Genomic DNA, 26,039 nt, shown 5'->3' with positions numbered 1-26,039 from the left:
CCCTCCTGTTTTCATTGAAAAAGAATTTTCCTATAACTTGTGCATTGCGTCAAAGATTTCTTGATTTTGAACGCTAATTTTCACGCCTAGTTCTTTACCTAACTGATTCAACTCTTCGCGAATGTTGTCAAACTCTTTATTCGTATTGGCTAAATCAGTTAGCATCATCATAGTAAAATAATCATCCATGATCGTTTGAGATACATCTAAAATATTCACTTCAAGCTCAGCCAGTTTTTGACTAACACCTGCAATAATTCCAACTTTGTCTTTTCCAATTACGGTTACGATGCCGCGCATAGTAAATCCCCTCCAAATTGATTTTTTTCATTATAGCATAATCTTTAGACGTACATGAGGGATTCATGAATCTTTTTTCATTCTATTTGCAAAAACGTTCGCCTTTTTATTTTCAAACCAGACGCTAGCTTTTTGACGACAGCTCTTTTATTATAGAAGAAAAGGAACGGAGGTACCAACATGGATTTATTAAAACAATTATTAAGCCATACTTCAGTTCGCAAATTTTCCCATGATAAACTGTCACCTAGGATAAAAGATCAACTGCTTTGTGCCGCCCAAAGTGGCAGCAGCTCCAACTTTGTCCAAGCCTATTCAATCATTGAAGTAACCGATCCACAAAAACTAGCAGCCATTGAAACCGTGGCTAACGGTTTTGGTTACATCAAGGATGCCGGAGCTTTTTACGTTTTCGTGGCCGACTTGAATAAGCATGCCCAAATTTTAACCCAGCACCAGCAATCGTTAGAAGCACTGAAAAACGAAGAATCCTTTATTGTTTCAGTTGTAGATACAACCATTGCCGCACAAACAATGGCGGTTTATGCCGAGTCGATCGGTTTAGGCATTTGCTACATTGGCGGTATCCGCAACGACTTATTTAAAATGGCTGAATTGCTTGAACTACCAGAATATACTTTCCCATTATTTGGCATGTCTGTAGGCTATCCAGGCAAGAAAAATGAGGTCAAACCACGCCTGCCGTTAGAAGACGTCCATCAGACGAATTGCTATCAATCGTTAAGCGCTGAAAAGATTGCCGCTTATGATCAATTAATGGAAGACTATTATGCTGGACGCTCCGCTAATGCTGGCGATGCCGACTGGTCCAGAAAAATGTTGGCTCATTTCCATGAACCGCGTCGCACCCACACAACTGAATTTCTAAAAAAACAAGGCTTTGAATTTTAATCCTTGTTTTTCCAGCAGTTTGAGAGTAAGAAAAGGAGAAATTGTCTATCTGACAAGTTCTCCTTTTTAAAATCTGATTATTCCGGCACAATCGCAAAAGCGCGAATGGTAAATCCCGGTGCCCCTTTAATTTTAGGTACTCCCAAGAAAATAGCGCCCCCAGTTGCAGGTATGTCGGTTAAATTGGTTAAGACTTCTACTTGAAATTTATTTTGTGATAACCAATACAGCTCACCAATTAACCCATTATTTTTCGTGCAATCCATTGCCGTATCTGTATCTAGGGTTTCATGCCCAATTGCTGTCACGTTGCGCTTTTCATGTAAAAACTTCAAAGCTTCTAAAGACCAGCCCGGCGTATGTGCTTGGCCTGCTTCATCCAGATTATAGTATGCTTGGTGATCGTGCCAGTGTTTCGACCAGCCACTAGCAAAAGCCACGAAGCTGCCTGCCGGAATTTCTCCATGTTGTTTTTCAAAGGCTTCGATGTCTTCAACTGACAAACAATAATCAGGATTTTCAGCCACTTCTGATTCCTTGTGAATAACGACTAAAGGTAAAATGAACTGCTGCATATCCAGTTCTTCTAAATGATCCATGCCCGCCGCAAAATGAACTGGCGCATCAATATGGGTACCATACTGAGTAACGACATGGTATTCTTTGGCATAGAACCCGTCTGCTTCTAACGTACATAATGTTTCTTCACTCAAGGGTCTAAATGATTGAAAATAAGGAATTTCTGCTGAAACGGTATGTGTTAAATCAATCCATTTTTGCTGCTGTAAAAAGGCGATACTTTCTGTAATCTTACTCATGCTACAACCTCCATTAAACCTTTATTTTAAACATACCAACAAAAAGACAGACGTGTCAACAACACTTTGCTAGTATCAAAATAAACAATGTATAGATTGTCAAAATCAGACAAAAATAGCCCTGCAGAAAAAAATCTCGTGAAGAGTGATCCTTTCTACAGGGCCTGTGTATTAAGTTTTATTTGTTGCTCTCTTTATTTTTCAAAACGATTTTTCCTTTGGCATGATGGGTTTCACTCAATTGATGAGCATCCTTCACACCCTCAGCAGTTAATGGGAAAGTTTCGCCAACAATACTTTTAAGCTGGCCGCTTTCCAGCCAATCAGCCATTTTTTGTAATTGACTGCCATCAGGATTCAGCCAAATACTTTTTGCCAATAAAATATTGAATTCCTTAGCCAATTCCAAGTTAGGTTCACCGACAATTGAAATCAAACGACCGGTTTCTGGTTTCAACACGCGGAAACTTTTATCCTGAATCTCACCGCCCATCGTATCAAAAACTAGATCGATTCCTGATAATACTTCCGAAAAATCAGTGGATCGGTAATCAATGACTTGATCGGCTCCTAATCCTTCCAACCAGTCACGATTTTTTTCGCTGGCCGTAGTAAAAACTTGTGCACCCAAGTTTTTAGCTAACTGAATCGCATACATACCAACTCCGCCAGCACCCGCGTGGATCAAGACCTTTTCCCCTGCTTTTAGATGTCCATGAATGAACAGTGCTTGATAAGCTGTTAAGCCTGCTAATGGAACGGCCGCTGCTTCTTCAAAGGAAATCGCTTCTGGTTTTTTCGCTAATAAATGGTCGTCTACGATGGTGTAATCCGCATATGTCCCAAAACGCGTCGTTTCTGGTCGTGCAAAGACTTTGTCGCCTACTTGCCAATCAGTTACCATTGCACCCACTTCAGCAATTTCGCCAGCCACATCCCAACCTAAAATAATCGGAAAATCCCAAGGCATCATCTGACTCAAATAGCCTTCTCTTAATTTCCAGTCAATCGGGTTCACTGAAGTAGCATGAACCTTGACTAAGACTTGTTTTTCATCTAGCTCTGGCAGTTCCACCATATCTTGTATTAATTGATCGGCTCCGCCGTATTGATTTATGACAATTGCTCTTGTTTTCATAAGTAAATCCCTCCGTCGCTTTATTATAGGAGGTTTTGACTAAACTTGAAACTAATCTGTTTGCTGGTTTGATTCCTTAAATAATTCCGACTCACTAAGGTAAGCATCGGGATATTTATCATTCAGATACCTTAAATAAGGTAAGGCTTCATCGTTAGTCTCACTGAGTTGGGTCAACTTTGTATAGAAGACTGCTCGTTCTTCCTTCGTTACCGCTTTTTTGAAATATCCCCAGATATGTTCATAGGCATTGCGCATGGCTTTTGGATTTGGCGGCAGTTGTTGAACGAGCTTCAAGGTTTCATAAAATTGTCGTTCCTTTTCTTCACTCCACTGATTGCCAGAAAATAAGGCCCGCAATGCTAAATACTCTTTTTGAGATCGTGCCATTACGTAATATTTCCAGCTAGCCCATTGCTTTTGTGCTTCCTGCAAATTCAATTTCCCACCTGCTTTGCAAAATAGTGTTCACAAGCATACCGATAATTCTCAACAAAAAAGTCAAAGGCATCTTGCGCAATTTGTGTATTGGGGTTTACTTGAGAAAATCCATGATAAGCCCCTTGAAACACTTTAAAAGCTACCGGAATGCCAACTGCTTCTAAATTTTTCACATACTGACAGGTTTCATCATAAAAAGGTTCGATATCTCCTACATAGGTGCAAGCTGGCGGCAGCCCACTGTAGTCTGTTGCTCGAGCAGGGGCAGCATAGCTTGGCACATCTGCGATCTCATCTAAGTAGAGATTCCAGGCAATCCGATTCGCTCGCGTATTCCACACAGGTGCTTGATTGTCCTTGGCAGAGTCGGTAATCATTCGGTCATCCAGCATCGGATAAAGTGGCATCTGATAGGCTAGCTGAACTTCCTGCTTATCCCGCGCCAACAGCGTTACTGCTACAGTCAGACCACCACCGGCACTGTTACCACCCACCATCAGCTGATCCAAGCGACAACCATAAGCTTCACCTTGTTCTTTCAACCACTTTAAGGCTAAATAGCTGTCCTCTAAAGCTGCTGGGTATGGAGCATCGACGCTGCGGCGATAATCCGGTGCCACGATGGTACACGGTCGGGTAGCCATTAAAGCTTCATAGGTTCGCTCATCCATTTCAGGAATCCCCATAGAATAGCCGCCTCCATGAAGCCACAAGATACCTGGCGTATTTTTTGTGGGCTCCTTGCTTCGATAAATACACAGCCGTAGTTGACTGCCATCAGTTCGTGGAATAAATCTTTCCTCAAAATGCAGTTGGTTGCTCTTTACTCGACCACCACGCGTACGGTATAAAAATTTATTTGCTAGCTTGGATAAATTTTTGCTGTATACAAGCGGAAATAGTTTAAATAGTAGATTCCCTTTTAATTCAGGGGCAATTTCTTTTGAATTTGCCATGTAATCACCTCACACTAAGCGTAGCATAAGTGAATTAGGAACAACAGCTTAAAGAAATGAAGAAGTTCATTTGAAACTCTCTTCACAATTACTTGAAAAGTAAGCACTGCTTAATTGCACTTGTCTATGATATATGATACGATTTAGCGGGGTTTTCCCCAAAAATAAAATCAGAGTAGAGAATAAAGCGTTAAGTGCCGGGAGGATGGGATGTTGCCTACTGGACGAAAGACTTCGGTCTGCGGTTTTATTTTCGCATTCGCTGCATGAAGATGTAGCAGCTCTTAAAGGAGATGCTAGAAATGAAGAAAAAATTAGATGCTAGAAGCATCACCACCATGGCGTTGTTGATTGCTATGATGGTCACCCTGTCTCGTGTACTAGGCATTGAGACTCAGTTTTTAAAGGTGAGTTTCACCTTTGTCCCTGAGATTATCATGGGCATGATCTTTGGTCCCTTTTGGACAGGCATAGGAATGGTCGTTGCGGATTTTGTCGGTATGGCACTTTTGCCCAAAGCACCGTATTTTATCGGCTTTACCCTAAATGCCTTTATCACTGGAACAATTTACGGCTTTTTCTTTTACAAAAAAGAAATCACCTGGAAGAATTCGATTCAATCCGTCCTAGTGATTACTGTTTTAATTAATCTGATATTGACACCTTTGTGGCTATCCGTCATGTACAATGTTCCGTTAGACAGCTGGATTATTTGGGCGCCACGCTTAATTAAAGCCGTTATCTGGGTACCTGTTCAAAGCATCCTTACTTATTTTTTAGGTAGTGTTTTGCCCTACAAACGTTGGGTTGCCCATTTTAATACACATTAAATAAAAAACTTATAAATACAAAAAGATCAGCCATTCATATCCCAAATGGCTGATCTTTTTTATGCTTATTTACCTGCGCGTTTTGCATAGGTACCTTCTTGAGTATTGATTTCCAAAAGTTCACCTGCTTCAACAAAGTCAGGAACATTAACTACTAAGCCAGTTTCCATCGTTGCTGGTTTACCAGAACCTGTTACAGTTGCACCTTTGATTGATGGTTGTGTTTCAACTACACGTAGGACAACTGATGTTGGTAAAGTTACACCAATCACTTCAGAACCATAAAATTGAATTTTTACTTCCATGTTTTCCAACAAGTATTTCATTTCTTGCTCGATTGAAGGAATTGGTAATTCGTATTGTTCGTAAGTTTCTAAGTCCATGAAGATTGCCATGTCATCTTGGCTGTACAAGTATTGTACTGGTTTATTTTCCATCATGGCTTTTTCAAATTTTTCGTCCGGACGCAAAGTTGTATCGTAAGTTGCTCCAGTACGAACATCGCGCAATTTCATACGCATAACTGTATTTCCTTTACCAGGCTTGTGATGGCTGGCTTCTAGTACTTTAATTAATTTGCCGTCTTGAATAAATGTCATGCCGGCACGTAAATCACTTGCTGAGATCATTAAAAAACACTCCTTCTAGTATAATTACACCTTGTTCATTGTAGCAAATATGGGGCATACTTACTAGATAAAAATGCGTTTTCTTTTTTTAAGAAGCCTTTAAACCTGCGAATACGAAAAATAGTCTCCAGTAATTTCCTTTAAAATTTTCATAAAAAAACGATCGTCGTCAAACAATTTTCCGATTTAAAATTTATTTTGTGCTATCGTGGTTTCTGTATAAGATTTTGAAGGAAAGCAGGAACGAATTTGAAGCAAACAGGTTTAACTGAAACAGAGGTGCAGCAACGTAAAGAACAAGGACTGCAAAATAATTACGAAGAAAATGCTACAAAATCCACCAAGGCAATACTTTACGATAATATCGTAACCCTTTTTAATTTTCTTAACTTGATTATCGGTATCTGTCTCTTTTTAGTAGGCGCTTATACTAATATGTTTTATTTAGCTATTATTTTAGTGAATATTCTAATTGGGATTTATCAGGAGATTCACGCCCGAAACTTGGTCCAAAAACTGTCAATCGTCAATCAGCAAAAGGTTAAAGTAATTCGTGAAGGCCGCCAGCAATCCATTATCTCCACAGAATTGGTGATGGATGATATTGTGATCGTCCACGCGGGTGAACAGATTGCTTCGGATATGACGGTTCTCTCAGGTTTTGCTGAAGTCAACGAAGCGATGCTTACAGGTGAGTCAGATTTAATTAGTAAAACGACCGATTCTCAGTTATTATCTGGCAGCTTTTTAACCAGTGGCGAAGTAGTAGCCAAGGTTGTTCACGTAGGAGCAGAAAATTACGCAACTAAACTAGCTAGTGAAGCTAAAGTCCACAAGCCCTTAAACTCAGAACTTGTGCGAGCTATTCGGAAAGTTTCTAAATTCACCAGCTTCATCATTATTCCTTTTGGTATTTTATTATTTTTGGAAGCTTTCTTCTTCCGTTCTAGTGGGATCAAGACATCGGTGGTCGTCTCTGCTGCTGCTGTTCTTGGCATGCTGCCAAAAGGATTAGTCCTGTTAATTAGTATTGCTTTAACAACCGGTGTAACAAAGCTGGCAAAAAAACGAATTTTAGTCCAAGATATGTATTCTATTGAAACTTTAGCCCACGTGGATACCTTATGCTTAGATAAAACTGGGACCATCACTGAAGGAAATATGCGGGTAACAGCGGTTCATCCCTTGACTGCTGATGCCAATCTATTAGCCTTAGTTGGCAGCTACTTGGCACAAAGTACCGATAACAATGTCACCATGCAGGCGCTGCGGGATTATTTTCCAGAGGCACATCGGTACCAAAGTTTGGACACTTTGCCATTTTCTTCTGATCGAAAATGGGGTGCAATGGCCTTGGCTGACTTCGGTGTCCTCTACCTAGGTGCGCCAGAAAAACTATTATCTGCTAACCAGTTGCCTAAGGAAGTTGCCTTAGCTCAGGAAAAGGGGCTGCGGGTGCTACTCTTAGCTACGGCTGCAGGTGTTACTATACCAGAAGAAAAGGGCGAATTGACACCCTTAGCAGTAATTGAAATTGAGGATATTATTCGTCGAAATGCCGAAAAAACTTTAGCCTATTTATATAATGAAGGTGTTGACCTAAAAGTAATCTCAGGCGACAACCCAGTAACCGTTTCTAATATCGCACGCCGCGCCGGTCTGCCAAATTACGAACGTTACATTGACTTGGCGACCTGTGAAACCGATGAAGAAGTGATGACTGCCGCTCAGCAGTATACCGTGTTTGGTCGAGTAGCTCCTCATCAGAAAAAATTGCTGGTTCAATCTTTGAAAAACGAAGGCCGAACAGTTGCGATGACTGGTGATGGTGTCAATGATATATTGGCTCTTCGTGAAGCGGATGTCAGCATTGCCATGGCTGATGGCGACGATGCTACCCGTCAAGTTGCCAATCTAGTATTGTTGGACTCTGATTTTACTTCATTGCCGGAAGTTGTCTTTGAAGGACGTCGCGTAGTAAATAATGTGACTAAGGTATCCGGAATCTTCTTTATTAAGACGATTTATTCCTTTATCTTGTCGGTCATTTGCTTAATAACTGCTACAGCTTTCCCCTTTATTCCAATTCAAATTACTTTAATTGATTTAGCAATTGAAGGATATCCATCCTTCTTCTTATCTTTTGAAGGAAACAATAATCGCATCAAGGGTAAATTCCTGCCAACTGCTTTACGAGCAGCAGCACCGAACGCTTTATTAGTAGTTATCAATGTATTGGTAATTTCCGGTCTTGCCCGCAGTTATAATTGGGATCAAATGGATACTACTACGTTAATGTACTACTTATTAATTGGGATCAGTTGTTTGGCAGTAGTCAAAGCTTGCTTGCCTTTGAATCCATTGCGGACCTTCTTGATTGTAACTACCATTGGCGGTATTTATGTTGCAGCTATACTGTTTCATTCCATTTTAGAAATTAACCTGTTGCATGCGGGATCTTTTGCAATATTTATTGGCATGATGATCTTTAATGCCCTTGGTTACATTTTCTTAACTAAGACGCTGCCTCCGCAGCCCATGCACAAAAAACAAGCTGACGCAAAATTCTTTCACTAGAATTTTGCATCAGCTTTTTTCATTGACTCGTCTTGTTCGAAACAACCTAAGCTTAGGCAATTGATTCAAAGTCAGCTCCAGAGAAGGTCCCAGCAGCAGCAATACAATCAATGTGCCCCATCCAACTGTTCCACCTAATAAATAACCGATCAAAAAGAAGCTGCCATCTAAAATAATTCGTGCTATTTTCACCGATACCTTCAACACCCGCTGCAAAACGATCATCAAGCTTTCATAAGCAGCCGAGCCAGCGTTGGTTAGTAAATAAATTCCTGTTCCGAAACCAAAAATAATCGTTCCCACTAAAATTGACGGGTATTCTAAAAATTTTGGAATACTGTGCAGTAATCCTGCTGATTCAATCAAGTTCAAACATATCCCCACGCCAAAACTATTAATAATGCTGCCCATTCCGATCATCTTACGATCATAAAAGAAAATGATGACTAACACAATGGCATTAAAAAGCATACTCAACGTACCAAAACGTAACGGAACATGCTGCATCAATCCTAATACTAACGTACTAATTGCATCCGCGCCTAACCCGCTTACTACAATCAAACGAATACCTAATGCCGCAATAAACGTCCCGATGACAGCTAACGTAAACTGTTTTACTAAATGTTCTTTTCCCATCAATTTTATCTTCCTCACTTATCTGCCTAAAAAACTATGTAAAATAACCGACCCCACACACTCCATCAAGTGTATCCGTTTCCATAGATAATAGTCAACTATTAAACCTTGTTTTAAATCAGAAAGTCTTCGTAAAATTGTTTAACGTTGGAGTGTTAAACTGGTTTGAGAAACCAAGTATCATTTTCATTGCTGCAATAAGCTTAATAATTACGAAAAAAAAGAGCCGAATCGGCTCTTTTAGATTGCTTCTCTTTTAAAACGCTTTTTGTAGTTATTTACTCGGGCAGTAAATGGTGCAGCTGCCTCTTTAATTGCGCAATATTTGTCAACCATTGTGACAATATAACCTTCTTTGTAACGTGGAGGCGTGATCGTCGCACCCCACATGTGCTTGATGATGATATCACGTTCTAGAGCAGATAACTCGGTAATCTTCTCAGCATTTTTAACAGCAATGCGTGGATGCATATAAGCATGAGAACCTTCATCAAACTTCGTTGTATGCCAATCATAGTAAAACAAATCGTGTAACAGGCCCGCACGAGCAGTTGCTCTAGCATTACCATTCAAACGTTTTGCAATTTTATAGCTATTATAAGAAACACTGATTGAGTGTTCCAAGCGTGTCGAATTCATGTGTTGGATGTAATTTGCCAATTTTTGTACTTCTTCGGTAGCTAGCAGGTCTTCGATGTAGGACATGTACTCTTTATCGTCTTGCCAATTCATATGATGCAAAGCCCCTTTTCTTTCATATCTGTATCGTAGTATATCACGCTTTCATGCAAGAATATAGGGAATTACTCAGCACTTACCCAACTTTAAAGGAACCTTAATAAGCGCAATCATTTCTTCACTATTCCTTTACCATCTTAAACATTAGGACACCAGCAGCCACAGCTACGTTCAAAGATTCGGCTTTCCCTTTAATTGGAATATACAAATTATGATCAGTCATTGCTAGTAATTCTGGCCGTATTCCTTGTCCTTCATTTCCCATGATTAGGGCAAAACTATCCTCTGCCTCGACCTTCCGATAATTTTTCGCCTGCTCATCTAAAGCCGTTCCATAAACTGGGATACCCTGTGTTTGCAGCTGTGGAATCAATTCCTCTAATTTTCCAGAGACAACAGTCAAATGAAAGTGGCTTCCTTGTGTGCTACGCAAAGTTTTCGGATTATATAAATCCACCGTTCCTTCTCCTAACACAACGCCGCTAAAACCAGCCGCATCGGCTGTGCGGATCATCGTTCCTACATTTCCCGGATCTTGAACTTGGTCTAAAAGCAGCCACGCACCTTTGTATTGATCGATTGTTTGATCAGACATTCTTACCACTGCAACAATTCCCTGAGGAGCTGGTTGGTCAACTAGTGTCTTCAAGATTTCGTCACTCACTAAATAATACGCTGGAAAATGCTCCTCCAGCCAATCCGACCATTCCCTTTGCCCTCGTTGATTCACGAAAATTTCTTGAATATCCGTCCCAGCATTAACTGCCTCTTGGACTAAATGAAAGCCTTCCAGCAAGTAGGTTCCGGTTTGCGTTCGGTATTTTTTTTGCTGCAGCTTTTTCGTTTCTTTAATTAATGGATTTTTGATTGATTGAATTTCCTTCACTATGCGTCACCTCTTTGGCATTATAGCACGCGTTTTCTTGTCTCAGCCACAAAAACTCGTTATGATAGTAAAAAAGGAGGAATTGATCATGAAAATGCATATTAATGTATCCGGACGTGTTCAAGGTGTCGGGTTTCGTTACACTACTCAGCTTTTAGCGCAAGAAATCGGCATCACCGGTACAGTTAAAAATGAAGACAACGGCAGTGTTACCATTGAAGCTATCGGAACTGCAGAGCAAATGACTGAATTTTTAGATAAGATCAAACAGCCGCCAAATTCATTTGCTCGTGTAGATCACTTAGAAAAGTATGAGGACGATTCAATCCAAGACCGCAAGAAATTTCAGGTAATCTATTAAGAATGACTTGCATCCATCGGCTTTTTTTGAAATTCAATTGAAAAGGGTTGCGATCTTTAGTATAGTATTTCCTGTGTGAAATTTAATTAGCAGAGGAAGAATTAAATGAATAAAATGAAAAATTGGCTTTTAGGAACGGGTCTCCTGGGTCTTGTGGTATTTTTATCTGGTTGTGTTCGCATGGGCAGCGACGGCAAGCCGGATACAACGGGAATTGTTTACCGTTTCTTAGTCGTTCCGTTAGAAGGCTTCTTAGAATGGATGGTTCAAAGCTTTGATTGGTCCTACGGTTTAGCGATTATTGTCTTAACAATTATCGTTCGTCTGATTATCATGCCTTTAGGAATTCATCAATCAAAGAAATCATTGATCCAAACTGAAAAAATGCAGGCCATCAAGCCTCAAGTAGATGCAGCGCAAGCGAAGATGAAAGAAGCAGCAACTCCAGAAGAACAGATGGAAGCGCAAAGAGAAATGTCAGCTGTGTACAAAGAGAACAATGTCAGCATGATGGGCGGTATCGGCTGTCTGCCGCTATTGATCCAAATGCCAATCTTCTCAGCTTTGTATTATACCGCTCGTTTTTCAACTGGTATTCAAGGCTCCACCTTCTTGGGAATTGACCTGGCAAGTCCAAGCTATGTTCTAGTAGTGGTTGTAGGGATTGCGTACTTTTTACAAAGCTACATTTCGTTAATTGGTATTCCTGAAGAGCAAAAGAAAACCATGCGCAGTATGATGATCGCTTCACCATTAATGATTGTCTTCATGACCTTCAGTTCACCAGCTGGTGTCGGTCTGTACTGGGTTGTCGGAGGTATCTTCAGTTGTATCCAAACATTTATTACCAATGTTGTGATGCGACCTAGAATCAAAGCCAAAATTAAAGAAGAATTAGCGAAGAACCCGCCAAAACAAGTGGTTACTCCTCGCACCATGAAAAAAGCCGAACCGGTGAAACCAAAAGCGGTCAACCAACCTAAAAACTCCAAGGGTGGACGCAATGCCGGCAAGCAAAAACGTAAATAATTATACCGAAACCTAGCCTAGTAGCTAGGTTTTTTTATTTAATCAAGGTTGTGGGATGGTGAACTACTTATACATTTTGGCATGCAAAAGTGTGGCTGTGACGTTTTTTGTCACAGCCACTAAAAAACGCATAATCGGTATAACTGAAGCAGCTCTTTCGGAAATAAGAGGAATAATCGCAAAAATATAAGAAGCTATTTTCGGCTTATTTCTCGGAGCTGGACACTTCTGTCCCAACCTCTGGCTATCTCAATAACGGCAAACTGCCGGTTAGTTGATTGACTTGTTTCTTGGGGCCGAAAAAAGTTAAGCCGAAATACTGCAACGCTGACTCCGGAATTTCCTTCATCTTTTCAATGTATTCTTCATAGGTTTTGCAACTTTGTGCTGCATCAAAAAAATCCACAACCGTGACTTTTTCAAATTTAGGTTCTTTCAAACGCCCCTTCAGCTCTCGCAAAAATCCGCCATTGCCTTTTAAGATCGGAATGGGAAACTCAATAATTCCTTGATGTTCATAACCTGTTTGATCAATTACATTTTGACCAACCACTTCTGGAAACAACTTTCCAATAGTCACTCCCATAACTGCTGTGCTGTTAGCGATAATTCCTAAAGGCATGTGCTCATCTACTACCATGACACACTTCAATTCTTCATTTTTCATACTGTTCCTCGTTTTCCTTCATTTTTAAAAAGACAGATTGGTACTGACTAGGTGTTAAACCGATTAAACGATTAAAATAATTAGTAAAATGACTTTGATCGTAAAAACCGGTTTGCTGGGCAGCTGTTACTAAACTCTCACCTTGTTCCAACAATTTTTTAGCTTTGTCGATCCGCAAGGTTTCTAAATAGCGATAAGGTGTAATTCCTTTGTAACGGGTGAAATTTCTTACCAGTGAATGCTTGTTTAGATGAGCGATTTCACTTAGCTGATCCAAGGTGATCTTCTCACTATAATGCTTCTCCAAATAAGTACAAACCATTTCTACCTCTTGCTTAGCAAAGGGAATCGTTACTTGATTCATCGCTGTAAAATTCTGCAATAATTCCTCCATTAAAAGATAGAACAGCGCTTCTTTTTCACCTTCATGCTCTTCTTGCATCACCAATTGATGAACCTTGGTAAATGCATCTACACAACTGATCTGATGTTGAACTGGCTTTAGAAAATACGGCAGTTCCTCCTCTACACCAATCTCCAGCATAATCTGCCGCATTTTTTCCTGTTGAATATTAAAGCAACGATAGGTTAAACGACTAGCAGAAATTCCCTCACAGCTATGCTTATCATAGGGATTGAAAGTCATCAGATCGCCTGGCTCGACGACATATTCTTGTTGATTCACCACTAAATGCCGGTCTCCCACCTCGATTAGACCAATTACGTAATAATCGTGAAAATGATTGGGGAAATTCTGAGAAACACCAGTAAACACGTAAGCTTCTATTCCTAGCTTTTGGTCATAGCTAATCACCTTTTTCGCCTGTGCCATGAAACAGCCTCCTGTCTTTTCCATAGTATATAAAAAGTATACGTTAGACTGCTTGGAAAATATTGACTTTTTTACTGCAAAAAAGAGGCTGCCTTCCCCAGTTAAAAAACACCGAAAAGGCAACCTTCTATTATTGATAACCTGTACGGGATTTGAACCCGTGATTCCGCGCTGAGAACGCGGCGTCTTGACCCCTTGACCAACAGGCTATTTAGCACTATGAGTATAACGCTTATATGATTATCCGTAAAAGATTTCGTCCTGACCGTCAAAAATAAATATGCGTTTATTTATTCATTTATGTTGTTTATATAGCAAATAGGTGTATAATATTTGATGTACGATTGAATCACAGCACTATAGGAGGAACTTATGAAGCTATCAGAACGGCAAGAGAAAATCATTGCAATTGTCAAAAAAGACCAGCCGTTAAGCGGAGAAAAGATTGCCGATCACTTAGGTATTTCCCATGCCACCTTGCGCACAGATCTTTCTTTTTTAACCATGGCAGGCATGCTGGAAGCTAGCCCGAAAGTTGGGTATACCTATACCGGAGTTGGTATTGAACAATTTCTATTTGATAAAATATTTTCAGTAAAAGTTGGAGATATTATGTTGCAACCACTACTAACACCTCAGGATACATCAATCCATGACGCAATTACCAATATGTTCATGTATGATGTCGGTTCCATTTATGTAACAGACAAGCAGCAGCACTTAATCGGTTTATTATCTCGCAAAGATTTGTTGCGGGCTGCTCTAAACAGTAACCTGCAAGGCACGCCTGTCGCCGTAGTAATGACCCGCGCACCGCATATTCGCACCTGCACGAAAGACTTCACTGTTTTAGAAGCAGGAGCAGTGCTATTAGATTACCAAGTAGATTCTCTACCAGTTGTCAGCGATGAAGATCCAAAAAAAGTCATCGGTAAAATTACTAAGTCACGCATTTTCAACTACATTATGCAGCAAGCTAAACAAACTGAAACTAATCGATAGGAGCGTATTAAATAATGAAAAAAAGTGTCCCATTGTACATGATCTCTGATGCTGTCGGAGAAACCTCTCTTAAACTAGTTAACGCTGTCGCCGCCCAATTTCCCACAGTTGAATTTGACATGTCCTACCGATTTCCCTTCATGAAAAACGAAGAGGAACTAAAAGGGATTTTAAGCGATGCGTTAAAAGACGGTGCTGTGGTTGTAACTACATTGGTTAGCAGTAATTTAACCGAAATTGTGGCAGATTTCAGCAAACGGACCGGCTTACAGTATATCGATTTAATGTGTCCCTTCATGGAAATTATCCACCAAAAAACCGGTGTTTCCCCCTTGCAAGAAGCTGGTACTGTCCACAAATTGAACCAAGAGTATTTCAACCGGGTAGCAGCGATTGAATTTGCGGTTAAGTTTGACGATGGGAAAGATCCTAAAGGCTTTTTAGAGGCAGATATTGTCTTATTAGGCATCTCACGCACTTCAAAAACACCATTAAGTATGTATTTAGCCAACAATCGATACAAAGTTGCCAATTTACCTTTGATTCCAGAAGTACCACTGCCTGAACAAATTAAACAAGTGCCAAAAGAAAAGCTAGTTGGTCTAATTATTGAACCCGAAACCCAACAAAAAATTCGAACCAGCCGTTTGCATTCATTAGGCTTACAAGAAAACTCACGATACGCTGATATTGCACGGATCAAAGATGAACTAAAGTACGCTAACGAAGTCTTCAATGACTTAGGTGCTTTCGTTCTTGACGTTACAAATAAATCCATTGAAGAAGCAGCTACCTTGATTGCCGAACATATGGATAGCCACACACCACTTTAATTGGAGGAATTTATGCTGTCAACCCGTGATAAATATTACAAAATGCTGGAAAAAGAATTCAATACCAAAGAAGCAATCTTGACTGAATTAATCAATCTTGAAGCGATCATGCACTTGCCAAAAGGGACAGAATTATACGTCAGCGATATTCACGGTGAGTATGATGCCTTCAACCACATCCTGCGCACTGGAGCCGGAAATATTAAAGAAAAGATCAGTGATCTATTTCAAGATCGCTTAACCACACATGAAAAGGATAAGCTGACAATTTTAGTAGCTTATCCTCGCGAAGCATTAGCTAGTGAACACTTTTTTGATCACAAGGATTATTCCTGGTATCGCAAAAAAATCCGCCAATTACTAGAGTTATTGAGTTATTCAGCAACCAAATATACGCGTTCAAAAGTAAGAAAGGCGTTGCCAAAACAATATGCCTACATAATCGAAGAACTAATGTACACGGATACAAATTATCGCGATAAAGCAAATTATTTTGATCAAGTCATGTCCCACCTTTTGGAGTTGGAACAAGGAGACCCATTCATCATTGCTTTGTGTTACAGCATTCAGCGCCTAGTGTTGGACCATTTACATGTAGTTGGCGACATCTACGATCGGGGACCAGCAGCTGATAAGATTATGGACCGTTTGTGCCAACAACCTTCTGTCGATGTCCAATGGGGCAACCACGACATTTTATGGATGGGTGCTTATGGCGGTTCGCGTGCCTGTTTAATGACTTTATTGAGAATTGCGGCTCGTTACAACTATCTTTATGAAATTGAACATGCTTATGCTTTGAACTTACGACCGCTATTTATGTATGCGGAGGAGCATTATCAGAAAAATCCTTTTTTCACTCCTAAAGAGAAAAACTGTAGTTCAGACTATTCCATCGAAAGCCTAGATACGATGGAAAAAGTACATCAGGCACTATCGATTTTACAATTTAAATTAGAAGGCCAGCTAATCAAACGCCACCCTGAGTTTGAGATGGAGGACCGCTTATTATTCGATCAAATCGATTTGCAGGCCAATACAATCGATTTAAACGGCGAAACCTATCCGTTACAGGGAAGTTGCTTCCAAACGCTGCAGAAGGACCCTTATGCTCTCACAGAGCAAGAATACTATGTGGTAGACATGCTGATGGATTCTTTCCAACAATCTACTAAGATGCAGGAACATATGAACTTTCTCTTGGACAAAGGTTCCATGTACTTGGTCTATAATCAGCACCTTTTATTCCACGGATGTATCCCGCTGGATGAAGCCGGAAATTTTTTACCGTTAAAGGTAAACGATCAATCCTACGAAGGAAAGAAGCTGCTGGAATTTTTCGAAGAACACATCCGCTTAGGTTGCACTAATCAGAAAAAAGATAATGCCCATGCTGACTGGATTTGGTATTGCTGGAGCGGGAAAATTTCGCCACAATTTGGCAAAAGTGCCATGACTACTTTTGAGCGTTACTTTGTTGCCGATAAGAAAACCCACGTGGAAGTGAAGAACAGCTATTACTCTTTCCGGGACAAGCAAGAAATTTGTGAGATGATTTTAGAAGAATTCGGTTTATATTCTCCAGCTTCGCGTATCATTAATGGGCATACGCCAGTTAAAGTTAAAGGCGGAGAATCTCCGATTAAAGGTGAAGGCATGCTGTTCGTTATAGATGGCGGACTTTCTAAAGCTTATCAAAAAACCACCGGTATTGCTGGCTACTCTTTATTGAATAATTCTTATGGGTTTCAATTAGTGACTCACGAACCTTTCACCTCAGTGGAGAACTTGCTGGAAAAACAAGCCGACCAAACTTCTCTGAAAAAAGTCATTGATCAAGAACTTACGCGTATCTTAATTAAAGACACCACGGTCGGTTTAAGTATTGAAGAGCAGATTGAAAACTTAACAGGCCTACTGCAATATCAAAAAAACTGAGAAAATTTTCAAGCCTCTTTCCAATTCTGCTTGTTGGAAGAGGCTTTTTTCGGTATAGTTGAAACGAGGTGTTTTTGATGCTATCTGCGTATATCAATATATTTTTAATTTTCGCTTTGATGTTTATGGGCTACTTTCTAACCTATAAGCAATGGTTCACAAACCAGGTTGGTGATGTCTTTTCCAAGCTGGTACTGCAAATCGCCCTCCCTTGTAACATGTTTTTAAATATTACTAAAAACTTTTCTCGGGAAGAATTTTTGCAATTATTCAGTGGAATGATTATTCCATTAATTTCTATGCTGCTGACCTTTGCTATCAGTTATTTCTATGTGAAGCTATTTAAGATTTCTGAAGGACGCCGCGGCGCATTTGCTACCATGTTTACCTGTTCCAATACTATTTTTATCGGGCTGCCCATTAACTTAGCGATCTTTGGTGAAAAATCGGTCCCATATGTGCTACTGTATTACATTGTAAATACAACTTTGTTTTGGACTTTGGGGATTTACTTAATTGCTAAAGATCATCCGCAAATCGAACAGGCAACGGTTCATTTTCACCCGTTGCAAGTGTTGAAGAAAATCTTTTCACCCGCTTTATTAGGTTTTCTAATCGGTATTGGTTGGGTCTTGCTGAGCTTGCCTATGCCAGACGAGGCTGCTACCTTTTTTTCTTATTTAGGAAATCTGACCACGCCATTATCCATGTTCGTTATCGGGATTATTGTTTACAATGTTGGGATTAAGAATCTTAAATTGAACAAGGATATCGTAGGGGTACTAGTAGGACGCTATATATTATCACCGTTGATTGTCTGGCTATTGGGTCAATGGATTCATGTACCGGAATTGATGTTGTCGGTGTTCATCATCCAGGCTGCTATGCCGGTGCAAAACTCAGTGCCAATCTTAGCTCGTTCATATGGCGGGGATCAAGAATACGCCGCTTCTTCACTAGGTTACTCGGTACTTTTGTATCTAGCTTATATCCCACTCCTGTTGAAACTAATTTTATAATGTAAAAACTCCTTCAGACTACTTGGGCCTGGAGGAGTTATTTTTTGCTATTTGGTAATAATCTTGTCGATACTTGCTAAAGCTTCAGCCATGTCGGCTATTTGCGCCAATTGGGTTAGGCGATTGTTGCGGACCTTCTCATCTTCCGCCATAACCATCGTTTCGTTAAAGTAACGTTCGATAACCGGACGCAGATTTGCCAGCATTTGATAGTTTTCAGCCATTGACTGCTCCCCAAACTGATCGCGAGCAGATTTAACAGCAGCAAACAATTCTTTTTCGCTGTCATTTTCAAACAACGTTGGATCAACATTTTGACTGACTGCTTCTGGAGTGACTTTCTTCGCTAAGTTAATTACGCGAGTTAAAGCTTCCATTGATTCTTTGAAATCGCCGTCTTTGGCATGTTGACCAAAAATACGCGCTGCTTCAAAGATTTGGGTTAAATCATCTTGTTTTGAAGCCAAGACGGCATCAATCAAGTCATGACGAATATTTTGCAGTTGCAGGCGTTGGCGTAAACGTCCTTTGAAGAAGTCCACCAAGGCTTGCTGATCTTGATTAAAATGAATACCAAAGCTAGCTTCATCGGCATTAATCGCTTCAGAAATTACTCGTTGTACTTTGTGGAACGGGAAGCTCCAGCCTTTGTTTTCAATAATACGAACAATTCCGTAAGTCTGACGACGGAGTGCATACGGATCATTTGATCCACTAGGAATCATTTCCATTGCGAAGAAGGCTAGTATGCTGTCCATCTTATCAGCAACAGCTAAGACCGCACCAACGGTTGATTCAGGCAAATCACCTTCTGCCGAAATTGGCATGTAATGTTCGCGAACTGCTTGAGCTACTGCAGGGTTTTCCCCTTGTAATAGCGCATATTTTTCACCCATAATTCCTTGCAATTCAGGAAATTCGCCCACCATATTAGTCACTAAATCGAATTTGTAAATTTCAGAAGCTCGCTGCAAATCCACTAACTCTTCATCACTTAAACCAACTTGCTTCCCAATTAATTGGCTGATTTTGCCCACTCGTTGCATTTTTTCGTAGATACTGCCGATTTTTTCATGGAAGGTAACATTTTTCAGCTTTTCGACACACGCATCAATCGATAACTTCTTGTCCTCTTCATAGAAAAAGTCGGCATCTTCCAAACGAGCGGTTAAAACTTTTTGGTTTCCTTTGATCACGTTATCCAGCTTCACATTATTTCCGTTTCGCACAGAAATGAAATGTGGCAATAACATACCTGCTTGGTTACGTACGTCAAAGTAGCGTTGGTGTTCCTTCATGGAAGTTACTAGTACTTCTTCTGGTACAGATAAGAAACGTTCTTCGTAGTCGCCCACAAAAGCGGTTGGGTATTCGACTAAATTCGTTACTTCCTCCAATAAGTCCGCATCCAAGTCAATTTGCCATTTGTTTTCTTCGGCTAATTGATTGATTTGGTCGATAATCATTTGTTGACGTTCCACGCCACTAGCAATGACAAATTGTTCTTTTAATTTTTCTTCGTATTCTTTTGGCTCATTGATTACTGGATTGTCTCCCAAGAAACGATGTCCACGGCTTTCCCGACCTGTTTTCACATCTAGAATTTCAAAAGGAATCACTTCGTCATCTAATAAAGCGACAATCCAGTGAATTGGGCGAATGTACTCAAAAGTGGTGCTGCCCCAGTGCATCGTTACTGGGAAGGTCATGCTAGTGATCACTTTGTCCAATTGAGTCAGCACTTCTTTGCTTTCTTTACCGTGGATATATTTCGTCACATACACATATTCCACGCCGTTAAGCTCACGGAAAGTAATCGCATCAGTACTCAATCCTTGTCCACGAACAAAGCCTTCAGCCGCTTTGCTCCAGTTACCCTCAGCATCCTGAGCAATTTTCTTCGCTGGCCCTTTGACTTCTTCTTGAACATCCTCTTGACGATCTGGAATATTTGTTACTCGAATGCCTAGACGTCTTGGCGTAGAGAAGCTTTCTACTGAATCGTAGGTTAAGCTGTTTTCTTCTAAAAATTTAACTACTCGTTCTTCTAATTGCTTGCTGCTAGGCCAAACCACATGGGCAGGCATTTCTTCCAAGCCAATTTCCAGTAATAGATCTTTTGCCATCTTATTTGCCCTCCTCTTGGTTTAACAGTGGGAATCCTAATTTTTCCCGTTCAGCAACAAAGATTTTTGCAACCGCCCGTGCCATGTTCCGGATACGTGCTAAGTAACCAGCCCGTTCAGTAACAGAAACTGCTCCCCGGGCATCCAATAAGTTAAAGGTGTGGCTACATTTTAAAATGTAATCATATGCTGGATGCACTAGATTTTCGTCAATACAACGTTGGGCTTCTTTTTCAAATTTATCAAAGTTTTCCAACAGCATGTTTTGGTCACTGACTTCAAAAGAATATTTTGAATGCTCAAACTCAGGTTGTTTGAAGATTTCCCCATATTTTACTTCATTAGACCATTGCAGATCATATACACTTTCCACTTCTTGAATGTAAGAAGCTAAGCGTTCCAAGCCATAAGTCAATTCTGCAGTTACAGGATGACAAGGTAAACCACCAACTTGTTGGAAATACGTAAATTGGGTAATTTCCATTCCATCTAGCCAAACTTCCCAACCTAATCCTGCGCAGCCCATGGATGGGTTTTCCCAGTTGTCTTCTACAAAACGAATATCATGTTCCAAAGGATCGATACCTAATAAACGCAGGCTATCTAAGTAAAGCTCTTGAATATTTTCCGGCGATGGCTTCATAACCACTTGAAATTGATGATGTTGATACAAACGGTTGGGATTTTCTCCGTATCGACCATCCGCTGGACGACGTGACGGTTCCACATACGCTGCCCGCCAAGGCTCAGGTCCAATCGCTCTCAAGAACGTGTAAGGACTCATCGTGCCGGCCCCTTTTTCCGTGTCGTAGGCTTGCATCAGCATACAGCCATTTTCGGACCAAAATTTTTGCAATGTCAAAATGATATCTTGCATGGATCGTTTACTCATTTGTTTTCCTCCTTGATTTTTCTAAAGCATGAAAAAAGTCCCTATGTCTGCAATAGACATAGGGACGTATTAACGCGGTTCCACCCTACTTCCAAGTAAAGAACTTGGCAGCTTTAAACTACTGTGCTCACAAACGCCTGCGAAGATTCATGTCATATCCGGCTTCCACTAACCCAGACTCGCTTAATTGAGGGATGAATTTCTTTTTTTGCTCAACGCACCTATTCAACTTGCTACTATAATAGCGACTTTACCCCTGTTTTGTCAAATCGTAATTGACTTAAAAGGGAATTTTTTGAAACTTGCCGTCTTTCAATTGAACCGTAGAGGTAAATCCTAATGACTCTAAGAGTTCTTTGGTTTCTTTGAAATGATAATTTAAGGTCGTTGCTTCATGACTATCACTGGTAATAATCACTGGACACTCCCGTAATTGTAGCTGCTGTAATAAGAAGCAGTCAGGATAAGGCTGCGTGCGCCAGTTGCGGGAGATAGCGCCTGTATTCACTTCAACTAGTCCATCGTAAGTCTGAACCACATCAATCACATCATCCAACGCCTGCAAAGCAATTTTTTGGTAAGCACTGCTCGTATCGTCCAACCAATGTGCCTTTTCATTAAACTTGGTGATCAAATCAAAATGCCCGACAATTTTGGGCTGGTGCTCCTTAATATGAGTCACTACCGTGTTGTAATAATCCTGCACCATCCGCAGCTTATCACCACCATACCATTCCTGCAACGTCTGCATCAGACTCTCAGGACTTTCATCCACTGAACGATAAACACCAGCCCGCGGTGGGAAATAGTGCACCGAACCGACAAAATAGTCATAACCTTCATGAGGTTGCGGGCTATAATAATCCCATTCCAACCCTAAGCTGATCGTCAAATAATCCTTAAACTGCTCTTGTAGTCCGTGAACCTCTTTTTGATACCCGACTTCGTCTGATACCCCAGGACAAGAAGGATCAAATGGTGCCGAGGAATGACCCGTAAAGCCAATATCTGTAAAGCCGATTTGAATTGCCGCCTCAGCTACAGCTAGCAATGAATCCTTGCCATCACACCATGTGCTGTGGGTATGCGCGTTTGAATAGAACATTAAACTTCCCCCTATTTTAACGTTTCTTGCTTCACCTTATGATCAACGACATGCCGTTTGGACAATTCCTGTTGCACTTCTTCCACCGTGATCCCCATCTCTACTAATAAAACCAGCATATGATAGGTTAAATCTGCTGCTTCAAAAATGGTTTCCTGGCGATCAGCTTTCATTGCACCGATCACCACCTCGGTAGATTCTTCACCGATTTTCTTCAAAATCTTTTCTAAGCCTTTTTCAAATAAGTAGCTAGTATAACTGCCTTCTTTAGGTTCGGTTTTACGTCCCTTGATTAATTGATACAAATCAGCTAGCTGCACCTGTTCCTTGGTCTCATCACCAAAAAGTATTTCAGTAAAGCAGCTTTCGGTACCAGTATGACAGGCTGGACCATCTTTTTGGACTTTCGCCACTAACGCATCCTGATCACAATCAGCCGTTAAAGAGACTAAGTGCTGATAATTCCCACTGGTTTCTCCTTTACGCCATAATTCTTGGCGGCTACGAGAATAAAAAGTCATCAAGCGATCCTTCAAGGTTAGTTCCAAACTTTCTTGGTTCATATAAGCTAAAGTTAAGACTTGATCGGTTTGCGCATCCTGAACAATTACCGGAATTAATCCTTGTTTATCAAATTTCAGTTCCATTTGTTTCCTCCTCTAGACAATCCGCATTGGAATTGCTTTTTCTGCTAATTGACGTTTTAAATCAGGAATTTTCACTTCGCCATAATGAAAAATCGAAGCTGCTAACCCTGCTTCAATATTAGGCAGTTGGAATAAATGATAGAAATCTTCACTATTGCCAGCACCACCAGAAGCTACGATTGGTAATGAGGTAATTTCACTGACCGCTTTTAGCAGCGGCAAATCAAAGCCTTGCTTCACCCCATCAGTATCCATACTGTTGATGACCAGCTCACCAGCACCTAATGCTTCGCCTTTTTTAATCCATTCTAAAGCATCTAGCCCCGTATCTTCCCGGCCGCCCTTAGCAAAAACGCGCCACTGTTCGCCAACTTTGCGAATATCAATCGAAAGAACCACACATTGACTACCGTAACGCTTGGCACCATCTTCAATTAGCTGAGGATTCCGCAAAGCACCAGAATTCACACTAACTTTATCCGCACCACAATTTAAAACACGTTCGAAATCTGATACTTCATTAATTCCACCACCGACCGTTAGTGGAATAAATACCTCAGAAGCCACCGCTTCTAAAATATCGGTAAACAATCCACGATCCTCAGCCGAAGCAGTAATATCGTAAAAGACCAATTCATCCGCACCTTGTTCGTTGTAAAAGCGTGCTAGAGTAACTGGATCATTCACGTCTTTCAATCCCGCAAAGTTCACGCCCTTGACCACTCGACCATCCCGCACATCTAAACAAGGAATAATTCGTTTTGCAAGCATTAACTTTCCTCCTTGCCAGCTGCTAGTACGTCTTCTAATTTCAAGCTGCCGTTGTACAAAGATTTACCGACGATGGCTCCACCGATATTTATCGCTTTTAATTGCTCAATATCTGCTAAACTAGCCACACCGCCAGAAGCCACAATCTCTACCTCTAATTGATTCAATTTTTGATACAAAGGAATATTGATGCCTTGTCCAGTACCATCCCGAGAAATTTCGGTAAAGATAATGGTCTTAGCTCCCCAGCTTTTCAACTGCTGACAAAATTCAAAGGCATCGGTTTCGGTTTTTTCCAGCCAACCTTCGACTGCTACCATGCCATCTTTAGCATCGACACCGATGGCAATTTGTTCCCCGTACTTTGCTAGCATTTCCTTAGTAAACTCAGGATCTTTTTGAGCAATTGTACCCAAAATTACCCGATTAACACCAGCGTCTAAGCAATGCTGAATCGTTGCTTCATCGCGAATGCCGCCGCCAACTTCGACAAACAGGTTGGTTTGCTCGGCAATTTGCTTAGCAATTTCAAAATAATGCAACCTACCTGCTTTGGCACCATCTAAATCAACCAAATGCAGATACTCAGCACCCGCATCCTCAAATGATTTAGCAAAAGCTACTGGATCGTCACCAAATATTTCTTGTTGATCATAATCGCCTTGATACAAACGGACTACTTTTTGATCTAATAAATCGATTGCTGGAAAGATTTTCATTTTCCCACCTCCGCAAATGCTTTGAGAATCTTCAAGCCGACATCGCCGCTTTTTTCTGGATGAAATTGGGTACCCATGACATTATTTTTCTGAACGATGCCCGGAACCTGCACTCCATAATCACTGACTGCTACTAAGGACTCCTCACAATCGGCTGCATAAAAGCTGTGGACATAGTATACGTAATCTCCCTGTTGAATATCACGAACCAATGGACATTCGTCAGTTAATACCTCTAGTTCATTCCAGCCAATTTGTGGTACCTTCAAATCAATTTTTTTATTTTGAAAAGCTTCTGTCATAGAAACAATTTTGCCTGGAATCAGACCTAAGCCATTGTAACTGCCAAACTCTTCGCTGGTTTCAAACAACAGCTGCATTCCTAAACAAATCCCCAAAAAAGGCTTGCCGCTGGCCGCCAGCTTTTGAATTGGCACAACCAAATCCAGCTGTTCCAATTTTTCAATCGCATCGCCAAAAGCACCTACTCCTGGCAAAATAATTTGATCCGCTTCTTCTAGAATATTTAAATCTCGAGTAACGATACTTTTTTCACCAATATATTCTAACGAACGGGCTAGGCTGAATAAATTGCCGACACCATAATCTATAATTGCTATCATTCATCTCGCCCTTTCTAGACAATTGTTCCTTTAGTTGAAGGAATTTCATCAGGAGCTGCTTCGTTAATCATAACAGCTTCACCTAATGCTCGACCAAAGCCTTTAAAACAAGCTTCTACAATATGATGACTATTTTTTCCAGCAATTTGATGCAAATGAATCGTTGCTCCTAATTCACGAGCAAAGGCAATAAAGAACTCTTCCACTAACTCTGTATCAAATTGTTGACCAATCTTTTCAGTTGGAATATCCAGTTCAACCACCGCCATACCGCGACCACTTATATCTAAGGCAGTAATTACTAATGCTTCATCCATTGGCAGCATCATACTGCCATAACGTTTAATTCCCCGTCGTTCACCTAACGCTTCAGAAAAAGCTCGACCAATTGCAATCCCTACATCTTCTGTTGTATGGTGTGCATCTACTTCTATATCTCCATCACAAACTAAGTTCAAATCAAAGCGCCCATGCCGAGTAAACAGCTCAAGCATGTGATCCAAAAAGCCAACACCGGTTTTAATTTTTTGTTGGCCAGTCCCGTCGATTTCTAATTGCAATTGAATTTTTGTTTCGGTCGTGTCGCGCGTTACTTCTGCTTTTCTCATGAG

The 26,039-nt window shown here is 40.6% G+C and carries 28 protein-coding genes, 1 tRNA gene and 1 riboswitch; of the genes, 9 read left to right on the top strand and 20 right to left on the bottom strand.

Going from position 1 to position 26,039, the window contains the following annotated elements:
• Window positions 1-30: 30 nt before the first annotated feature.
• Window positions 31-300 carry an ACT domain-containing protein gene (locus tag IGI42_RS14185; RefSeq protein WP_438716512.1) on the bottom strand — a complete coding sequence of 90 codons (270 nt, stop codon included), beginning with the start codon at window positions 298-300 and terminating at the stop codon, window positions 31-33.
• Window positions 301-480: 180 nt separating this feature from the next.
• Here IGI42_RS14185 and nfsA point away from each other — a divergent pair, with 180 nt between their 5' ends.
• Window positions 481-1,212, top strand: a complete 732-nt coding sequence (gene nfsA, locus IGI42_RS14180; protein ID WP_438716511.1) for an oxygen-insensitive NADPH nitroreductase — start codon at window positions 481-483, stop codon at window positions 1,210-1,212.
• 77 nt (window positions 1,213-1,289) lie between these two features.
• On the opposite strand, the gene IGI42_RS14175 is transcribed toward nfsA, so the two are convergent.
• The 4 genes from IGI42_RS14175 to IGI42_RS14160 form a co-directional block, all read right to left on the bottom strand.
• Window positions 1,290-2,030, bottom strand: a complete 741-nt coding sequence (locus IGI42_RS14175) for a cyclase family protein (RefSeq protein ID WP_438716510.1) — start codon at window positions 2,028-2,030, stop codon at window positions 1,290-1,292.
• A 178-nt stretch (window positions 2,031-2,208) separates the two neighbouring features.
• A complete protein-coding gene (locus IGI42_RS14170) occupies window positions 2,209-3,168 on the bottom strand; it encodes an NADP-dependent oxidoreductase (RefSeq protein WP_438716509.1) in 960 nt (319 codons plus the stop codon).
• A 51-nt stretch (window positions 3,169-3,219) separates the two neighbouring features.
• Window positions 3,220-3,609, bottom strand: coding sequence for a DUF1722 domain-containing protein (locus tag IGI42_RS14165; protein WP_438716508.1), 390 nt, complete (start codon window positions 3,607-3,609; stop codon window positions 3,220-3,222).
• Window positions 3,606-4,565: an alpha/beta hydrolase gene (locus IGI42_RS14160; RefSeq protein WP_438716507.1), complete on the bottom strand. Its 960-nt coding sequence runs from the start codon at window positions 4,563-4,565 to the stop codon at window positions 3,606-3,608. Before IGI42_RS14160 ends, IGI42_RS14165 begins: the two co-directional genes overlap by 4 nt.
• 169 nt (window positions 4,566-4,734) lie before the next feature.
• A riboswitch (THF riboswitch) is annotated at window positions 4,735-4,832 on the top strand.
• A 35-nt stretch (window positions 4,833-4,867) separates the two neighbouring features.
• On the opposite strand from IGI42_RS14160, the gene IGI42_RS14155 reads away from it, so the two are divergent.
• A complete protein-coding gene (locus IGI42_RS14155; protein ID WP_438716506.1) occupies window positions 4,868-5,395 on the top strand; it encodes a folate family ECF transporter S component in 528 nt (175 codons plus the stop codon).
• A 65-nt stretch (window positions 5,396-5,460) separates the two neighbouring features.
• On the opposite strand, the gene efp is transcribed toward IGI42_RS14155, so the two are convergent.
• Window positions 5,461-6,024: an elongation factor P gene (gene efp, locus IGI42_RS14150; RefSeq protein WP_438716505.1), complete on the bottom strand. Its 564-nt coding sequence runs from the start codon at window positions 6,022-6,024 to the stop codon at window positions 5,461-5,463.
• A 249-nt stretch (window positions 6,025-6,273) separates the two neighbouring features.
• On the opposite strand from efp, the gene IGI42_RS14145 reads away from it, so the two are divergent.
• Complete coding sequence (locus tag IGI42_RS14145; RefSeq protein WP_438716504.1) at window positions 6,274-8,601, top strand: cation-translocating P-type ATPase; 2,328 nt, start codon at window positions 6,274-6,276, stop codon at window positions 8,599-8,601.
• Between the two features lie 9 nt (window positions 8,602-8,610).
• Here the strand turns inward: IGI42_RS14145 and IGI42_RS14140 are convergent, their stop codons facing one another.
• From IGI42_RS14140 to IGI42_RS14130, 3 genes are all read right to left on the bottom strand, one after another.
• Window positions 8,611-9,240 (bottom strand): YczE/YyaS/YitT family protein, encoded by a 630-nt coding sequence (locus IGI42_RS14140; protein WP_438716503.1) that lies wholly within the window; start codon window positions 9,238-9,240, stop codon window positions 8,611-8,613.
• A 240-nt stretch (window positions 9,241-9,480) separates the two neighbouring features.
• On the bottom strand, window positions 9,481-9,972 hold the full coding sequence (locus tag IGI42_RS14135; RefSeq protein WP_438716502.1) for an HD domain-containing protein: 492 nt from the start codon (window positions 9,970-9,972) through the stop codon (window positions 9,481-9,483).
• Between the two features lie 127 nt (window positions 9,973-10,099).
• A complete protein-coding gene (locus IGI42_RS14130) occupies window positions 10,100-10,864 on the bottom strand; it encodes a TrmH family RNA methyltransferase (RefSeq protein ID WP_438716501.1) in 765 nt (254 codons plus the stop codon).
• Window positions 10,865-10,952: 88 nt separating this feature from the next.
• Here IGI42_RS14130 and IGI42_RS14125 point away from each other — a divergent pair, with 88 nt between their 5' ends.
• The gene (locus tag IGI42_RS14125; protein WP_438716500.1) at window positions 10,953-11,225 is read left to right on the top strand and encodes an acylphosphatase; all 273 of its coding nucleotides are present in this window, start codon (window positions 10,953-10,955) and stop codon (window positions 11,223-11,225) included.
• Window positions 11,226-11,330: 105 nt separating this feature from the next.
• On the top strand, window positions 11,331-12,254 hold the full coding sequence (yidC, locus tag IGI42_RS14120; RefSeq protein ID WP_438716499.1) for a membrane protein insertase YidC: 924 nt from the start codon (window positions 11,331-11,333) through the stop codon (window positions 12,252-12,254).
• A 244-nt stretch (window positions 12,255-12,498) separates the two neighbouring features.
• On the opposite strand, the gene IGI42_RS14115 is transcribed toward yidC, so the two are convergent.
• The 3 genes from IGI42_RS14115 to IGI42_RS14105 form a co-directional block, all read right to left on the bottom strand.
• Window positions 12,499-12,921: a DUF2000 domain-containing protein gene (locus IGI42_RS14115; protein WP_438716498.1), complete on the bottom strand. Its 423-nt coding sequence runs from the start codon at window positions 12,919-12,921 to the stop codon at window positions 12,499-12,501.
• Window positions 12,911-13,753, bottom strand: coding sequence for an AraC family transcriptional regulator (locus IGI42_RS14110; RefSeq protein WP_438716497.1), 843 nt, complete (start codon window positions 13,751-13,753; stop codon window positions 12,911-12,913). The genes IGI42_RS14115 and IGI42_RS14110 overlap by 11 nt, the downstream gene beginning before the upstream one ends.
• A gap of 137 nt (window positions 13,754-13,890) precedes the next feature.
• Window positions 13,891-13,962, bottom strand: a tRNA-Glu gene (locus IGI42_RS14105).
• Window positions 13,963-14,125: 163 nt separating this feature from the next.
• Between IGI42_RS14105 and IGI42_RS14100 the strand changes: the two genes are divergently transcribed.
• The 4 genes from IGI42_RS14100 to IGI42_RS14085 all read left to right on the top strand — a co-directional run bounded on the left by IGI42_RS14100 (window position 14,126) and on the right by IGI42_RS14085 (window position 18,545).
• Window positions 14,126-14,755 (top strand): helix-turn-helix transcriptional regulator, encoded by a 630-nt coding sequence (locus IGI42_RS14100; protein WP_438716496.1) that lies wholly within the window; start codon window positions 14,126-14,128, stop codon window positions 14,753-14,755.
• Window positions 14,756-14,769: 14 nt separating this feature from the next.
• Window positions 14,770-15,588 (top strand): pyruvate, water dikinase regulatory protein, encoded by an 819-nt coding sequence (locus IGI42_RS14095; protein ID WP_438716495.1) that lies wholly within the window; start codon window positions 14,770-14,772, stop codon window positions 15,586-15,588.
• Window positions 15,589-15,600: 12 nt separating this feature from the next.
• On the top strand, window positions 15,601-17,526 hold the full coding sequence (locus IGI42_RS14090) for a fructose-1,6-bisphosphatase (protein WP_438716494.1): 1,926 nt from the start codon (window positions 15,601-15,603) through the stop codon (window positions 17,524-17,526).
• A 77-nt stretch (window positions 17,527-17,603) separates the two neighbouring features.
• Window positions 17,604-18,545 (top strand): AEC family transporter, encoded by a 942-nt coding sequence (locus tag IGI42_RS14085; RefSeq protein ID WP_438716493.1) that lies wholly within the window; start codon window positions 17,604-17,606, stop codon window positions 18,543-18,545.
• A 47-nt stretch (window positions 18,546-18,592) separates the two neighbouring features.
• On the opposite strand, the gene glyS is transcribed toward IGI42_RS14085, so the two are convergent.
• The 8 genes from glyS to hisB all read right to left on the bottom strand — a co-directional run bounded on the left by glyS (window position 18,593) and on the right by hisB (window position 26,036).
• Window positions 18,593-20,671 carry a glycine--tRNA ligase subunit beta gene (gene glyS / locus IGI42_RS14080; RefSeq protein ID WP_438716492.1) on the bottom strand — a complete coding sequence of 693 codons (2,079 nt, stop codon included), beginning with the start codon at window positions 20,669-20,671 and terminating at the stop codon, window positions 18,593-18,595.
• A 1-nt stretch (window position 20,672) separates the two neighbouring features.
• Window positions 20,673-21,563: a glycine--tRNA ligase subunit alpha gene (gene glyQ, locus IGI42_RS14075; protein WP_438716491.1), complete on the bottom strand. Its 891-nt coding sequence runs from the start codon at window positions 21,561-21,563 to the stop codon at window positions 20,673-20,675.
• A 280-nt stretch (window positions 21,564-21,843) separates the two neighbouring features.
• Window positions 21,844-22,668: a histidinol-phosphatase HisJ family protein gene (locus IGI42_RS14070; protein WP_438716490.1), complete on the bottom strand. Its 825-nt coding sequence runs from the start codon at window positions 22,666-22,668 to the stop codon at window positions 21,844-21,846.
• An 11-nt stretch (window positions 22,669-22,679) separates the two neighbouring features.
• Window positions 22,680-23,315: a bifunctional phosphoribosyl-AMP cyclohydrolase/phosphoribosyl-ATP diphosphatase HisIE gene (gene hisIE, locus IGI42_RS14065; RefSeq protein ID WP_438716489.1), complete on the bottom strand. Its 636-nt coding sequence runs from the start codon at window positions 23,313-23,315 to the stop codon at window positions 22,680-22,682.
• Window positions 23,316-23,327: 12 nt separating this feature from the next.
• Window positions 23,328-24,086: an imidazole glycerol phosphate synthase subunit HisF gene (hisF, locus tag IGI42_RS14060; RefSeq protein WP_438716488.1), complete on the bottom strand. Its 759-nt coding sequence runs from the start codon at window positions 24,084-24,086 to the stop codon at window positions 23,328-23,330.
• The gene (gene hisA, locus IGI42_RS14055; RefSeq protein ID WP_438716487.1) at window positions 24,086-24,805 is read right to left on the bottom strand and encodes a 1-(5-phosphoribosyl)-5-[(5-phosphoribosylamino)methylideneamino]imidazole-4-carboxamide isomerase; all 720 of its coding nucleotides are present in this window, start codon (window positions 24,803-24,805) and stop codon (window positions 24,086-24,088) included. The genes hisF and hisA overlap by 1 nt, the downstream gene beginning before the upstream one ends.
• Complete coding sequence (gene hisH / locus IGI42_RS14050; RefSeq protein WP_438716486.1) at window positions 24,802-25,428, bottom strand: imidazole glycerol phosphate synthase subunit HisH; 627 nt, start codon at window positions 25,426-25,428, stop codon at window positions 24,802-24,804. Before hisH ends, hisA begins: the two co-directional genes overlap by 4 nt.
• Window positions 25,429-25,442: 14 nt before the next feature.
• Entirely contained in the window at window positions 25,443-26,036 is a 594-nt protein-coding gene (gene hisB, locus IGI42_RS14045; RefSeq protein ID WP_438716485.1) for an imidazoleglycerol-phosphate dehydratase HisB, read from the bottom strand.
• Window positions 26,037-26,039 lie beyond the last annotated feature (3 nt).

Origin of the sequence: Enterococcus sp. AZ109, assembly GCF_051714625.1 — a bacterium.
In the GTDB taxonomy this organism is placed as follows: domain Bacteria; phylum Bacillota; class Bacilli; order Lactobacillales; family Enterococcaceae; genus Enterococcus_A.
The sequence above is the reverse complement of the archived record's forward strand: the minus strand, read 5'-3'. Positions and strand labels throughout refer to the sequence as shown.

Bases quoted from the DNA above. Each gene is read 5' to 3' on its own strand.
- IGI42_RS14185 (WP_438716512.1), bottom strand. From the start codon at position 300: ATGCGCGGCATCGTAACCGTAATTGGAAAAGACAAAGTTGGAATTATT.
- nfsA (WP_438716511.1), top strand. From the start codon at position 481: ATGGATTTATTAAAACAATTATTAAGCCATACTTCAGTTCGCAAATTT.
- IGI42_RS14175 (WP_438716510.1), bottom strand. From the start codon at position 2,030: ATGAGTAAGATTACAGAAAGTATCGCCTTTTTACAGCAGCAAAAATGG.
- IGI42_RS14170 (WP_438716509.1), bottom strand. From the start codon at position 3,168: ATGAAAACAAGAGCAATTGTCATAAATCAATACGGCGGAGCCGATCAA.
- IGI42_RS14160 (WP_438716507.1), bottom strand. From the start codon at position 4,565: ATGGCAAATTCAAAAGAAATTGCCCCTGAATTAAAAGGGAATCTACTA.
- IGI42_RS14155 (WP_438716506.1), top strand. From the start codon at position 4,868: ATGAAGAAAAAATTAGATGCTAGAAGCATCACCACCATGGCGTTGTTG.
- efp (WP_438716505.1), bottom strand. From the start codon at position 6,024: ATGATCTCAGCAAGTGATTTACGTGCCGGCATGACATTTATTCAAGAC.
- IGI42_RS14140 (WP_438716503.1), bottom strand. From the start codon at position 9,240: ATGGGAAAAGAACATTTAGTAAAACAGTTTACGTTAGCTGTCATCGGG.
- IGI42_RS14135 (WP_438716502.1), bottom strand. From the start codon at position 9,972: ATGAATTGGCAAGACGATAAAGAGTACATGTCCTACATCGAAGACCTG.
- IGI42_RS14125 (WP_438716500.1), top strand. From the start codon at position 10,953: ATGAAAATGCATATTAATGTATCCGGACGTGTTCAAGGTGTCGGGTTT.
- yidC (WP_438716499.1), top strand. From the start codon at position 11,331: ATGAATAAAATGAAAAATTGGCTTTTAGGAACGGGTCTCCTGGGTCTT.
- IGI42_RS14115 (WP_438716498.1), bottom strand. From the start codon at position 12,921: ATGAAAAATGAAGAATTGAAGTGTGTCATGGTAGTAGATGAGCACATG.
- IGI42_RS14110 (WP_438716497.1), bottom strand. From the start codon at position 13,753: ATGGCACAGGCGAAAAAGGTGATTAGCTATGACCAAAAGCTAGGAATA.
- IGI42_RS14100 (WP_438716496.1), top strand. From the start codon at position 14,126: ATGAAGCTATCAGAACGGCAAGAGAAAATCATTGCAATTGTCAAAAAA.
- IGI42_RS14095 (WP_438716495.1), top strand. From the start codon at position 14,770: ATGAAAAAAAGTGTCCCATTGTACATGATCTCTGATGCTGTCGGAGAA.
- IGI42_RS14090 (WP_438716494.1), top strand. From the start codon at position 15,601: ATGCTGTCAACCCGTGATAAATATTACAAAATGCTGGAAAAAGAATTC.
- IGI42_RS14085 (WP_438716493.1), top strand. From the start codon at position 17,604: ATGCTATCTGCGTATATCAATATATTTTTAATTTTCGCTTTGATGTTT.
- glyS (WP_438716492.1), bottom strand. From the start codon at position 20,671: ATGGCAAAAGATCTATTACTGGAAATTGGCTTGGAAGAAATGCCTGCC.
- glyQ (WP_438716491.1), bottom strand. From the start codon at position 21,563: ATGAGTAAACGATCCATGCAAGATATCATTTTGACATTGCAAAAATTT.
- IGI42_RS14070 (WP_438716490.1), bottom strand. From the start codon at position 22,668: ATGTTCTATTCAAACGCGCATACCCACAGCACATGGTGTGATGGCAAG.
- hisIE (WP_438716489.1), bottom strand. From the start codon at position 23,315: ATGGAACTGAAATTTGATAAACAAGGATTAATTCCGGTAATTGTTCAG.
- hisF (WP_438716488.1), bottom strand. From the start codon at position 24,086: ATGCTTGCAAAACGAATTATTCCTTGTTTAGATGTGCGGGATGGTCGA.
- hisA (WP_438716487.1), bottom strand. From the start codon at position 24,805: ATGAAAATCTTTCCAGCAATCGATTTATTAGATCAAAAAGTAGTCCGT.
- hisH (WP_438716486.1), bottom strand. From the start codon at position 25,428: ATGATAGCAATTATAGATTATGGTGTCGGCAATTTATTCAGCCTAGCC.
- hisB (WP_438716485.1), bottom strand. From the start codon at position 26,036: ATGAGAAAAGCAGAAGTAACGCGCGACACGACCGAAACAAAAATTCAA.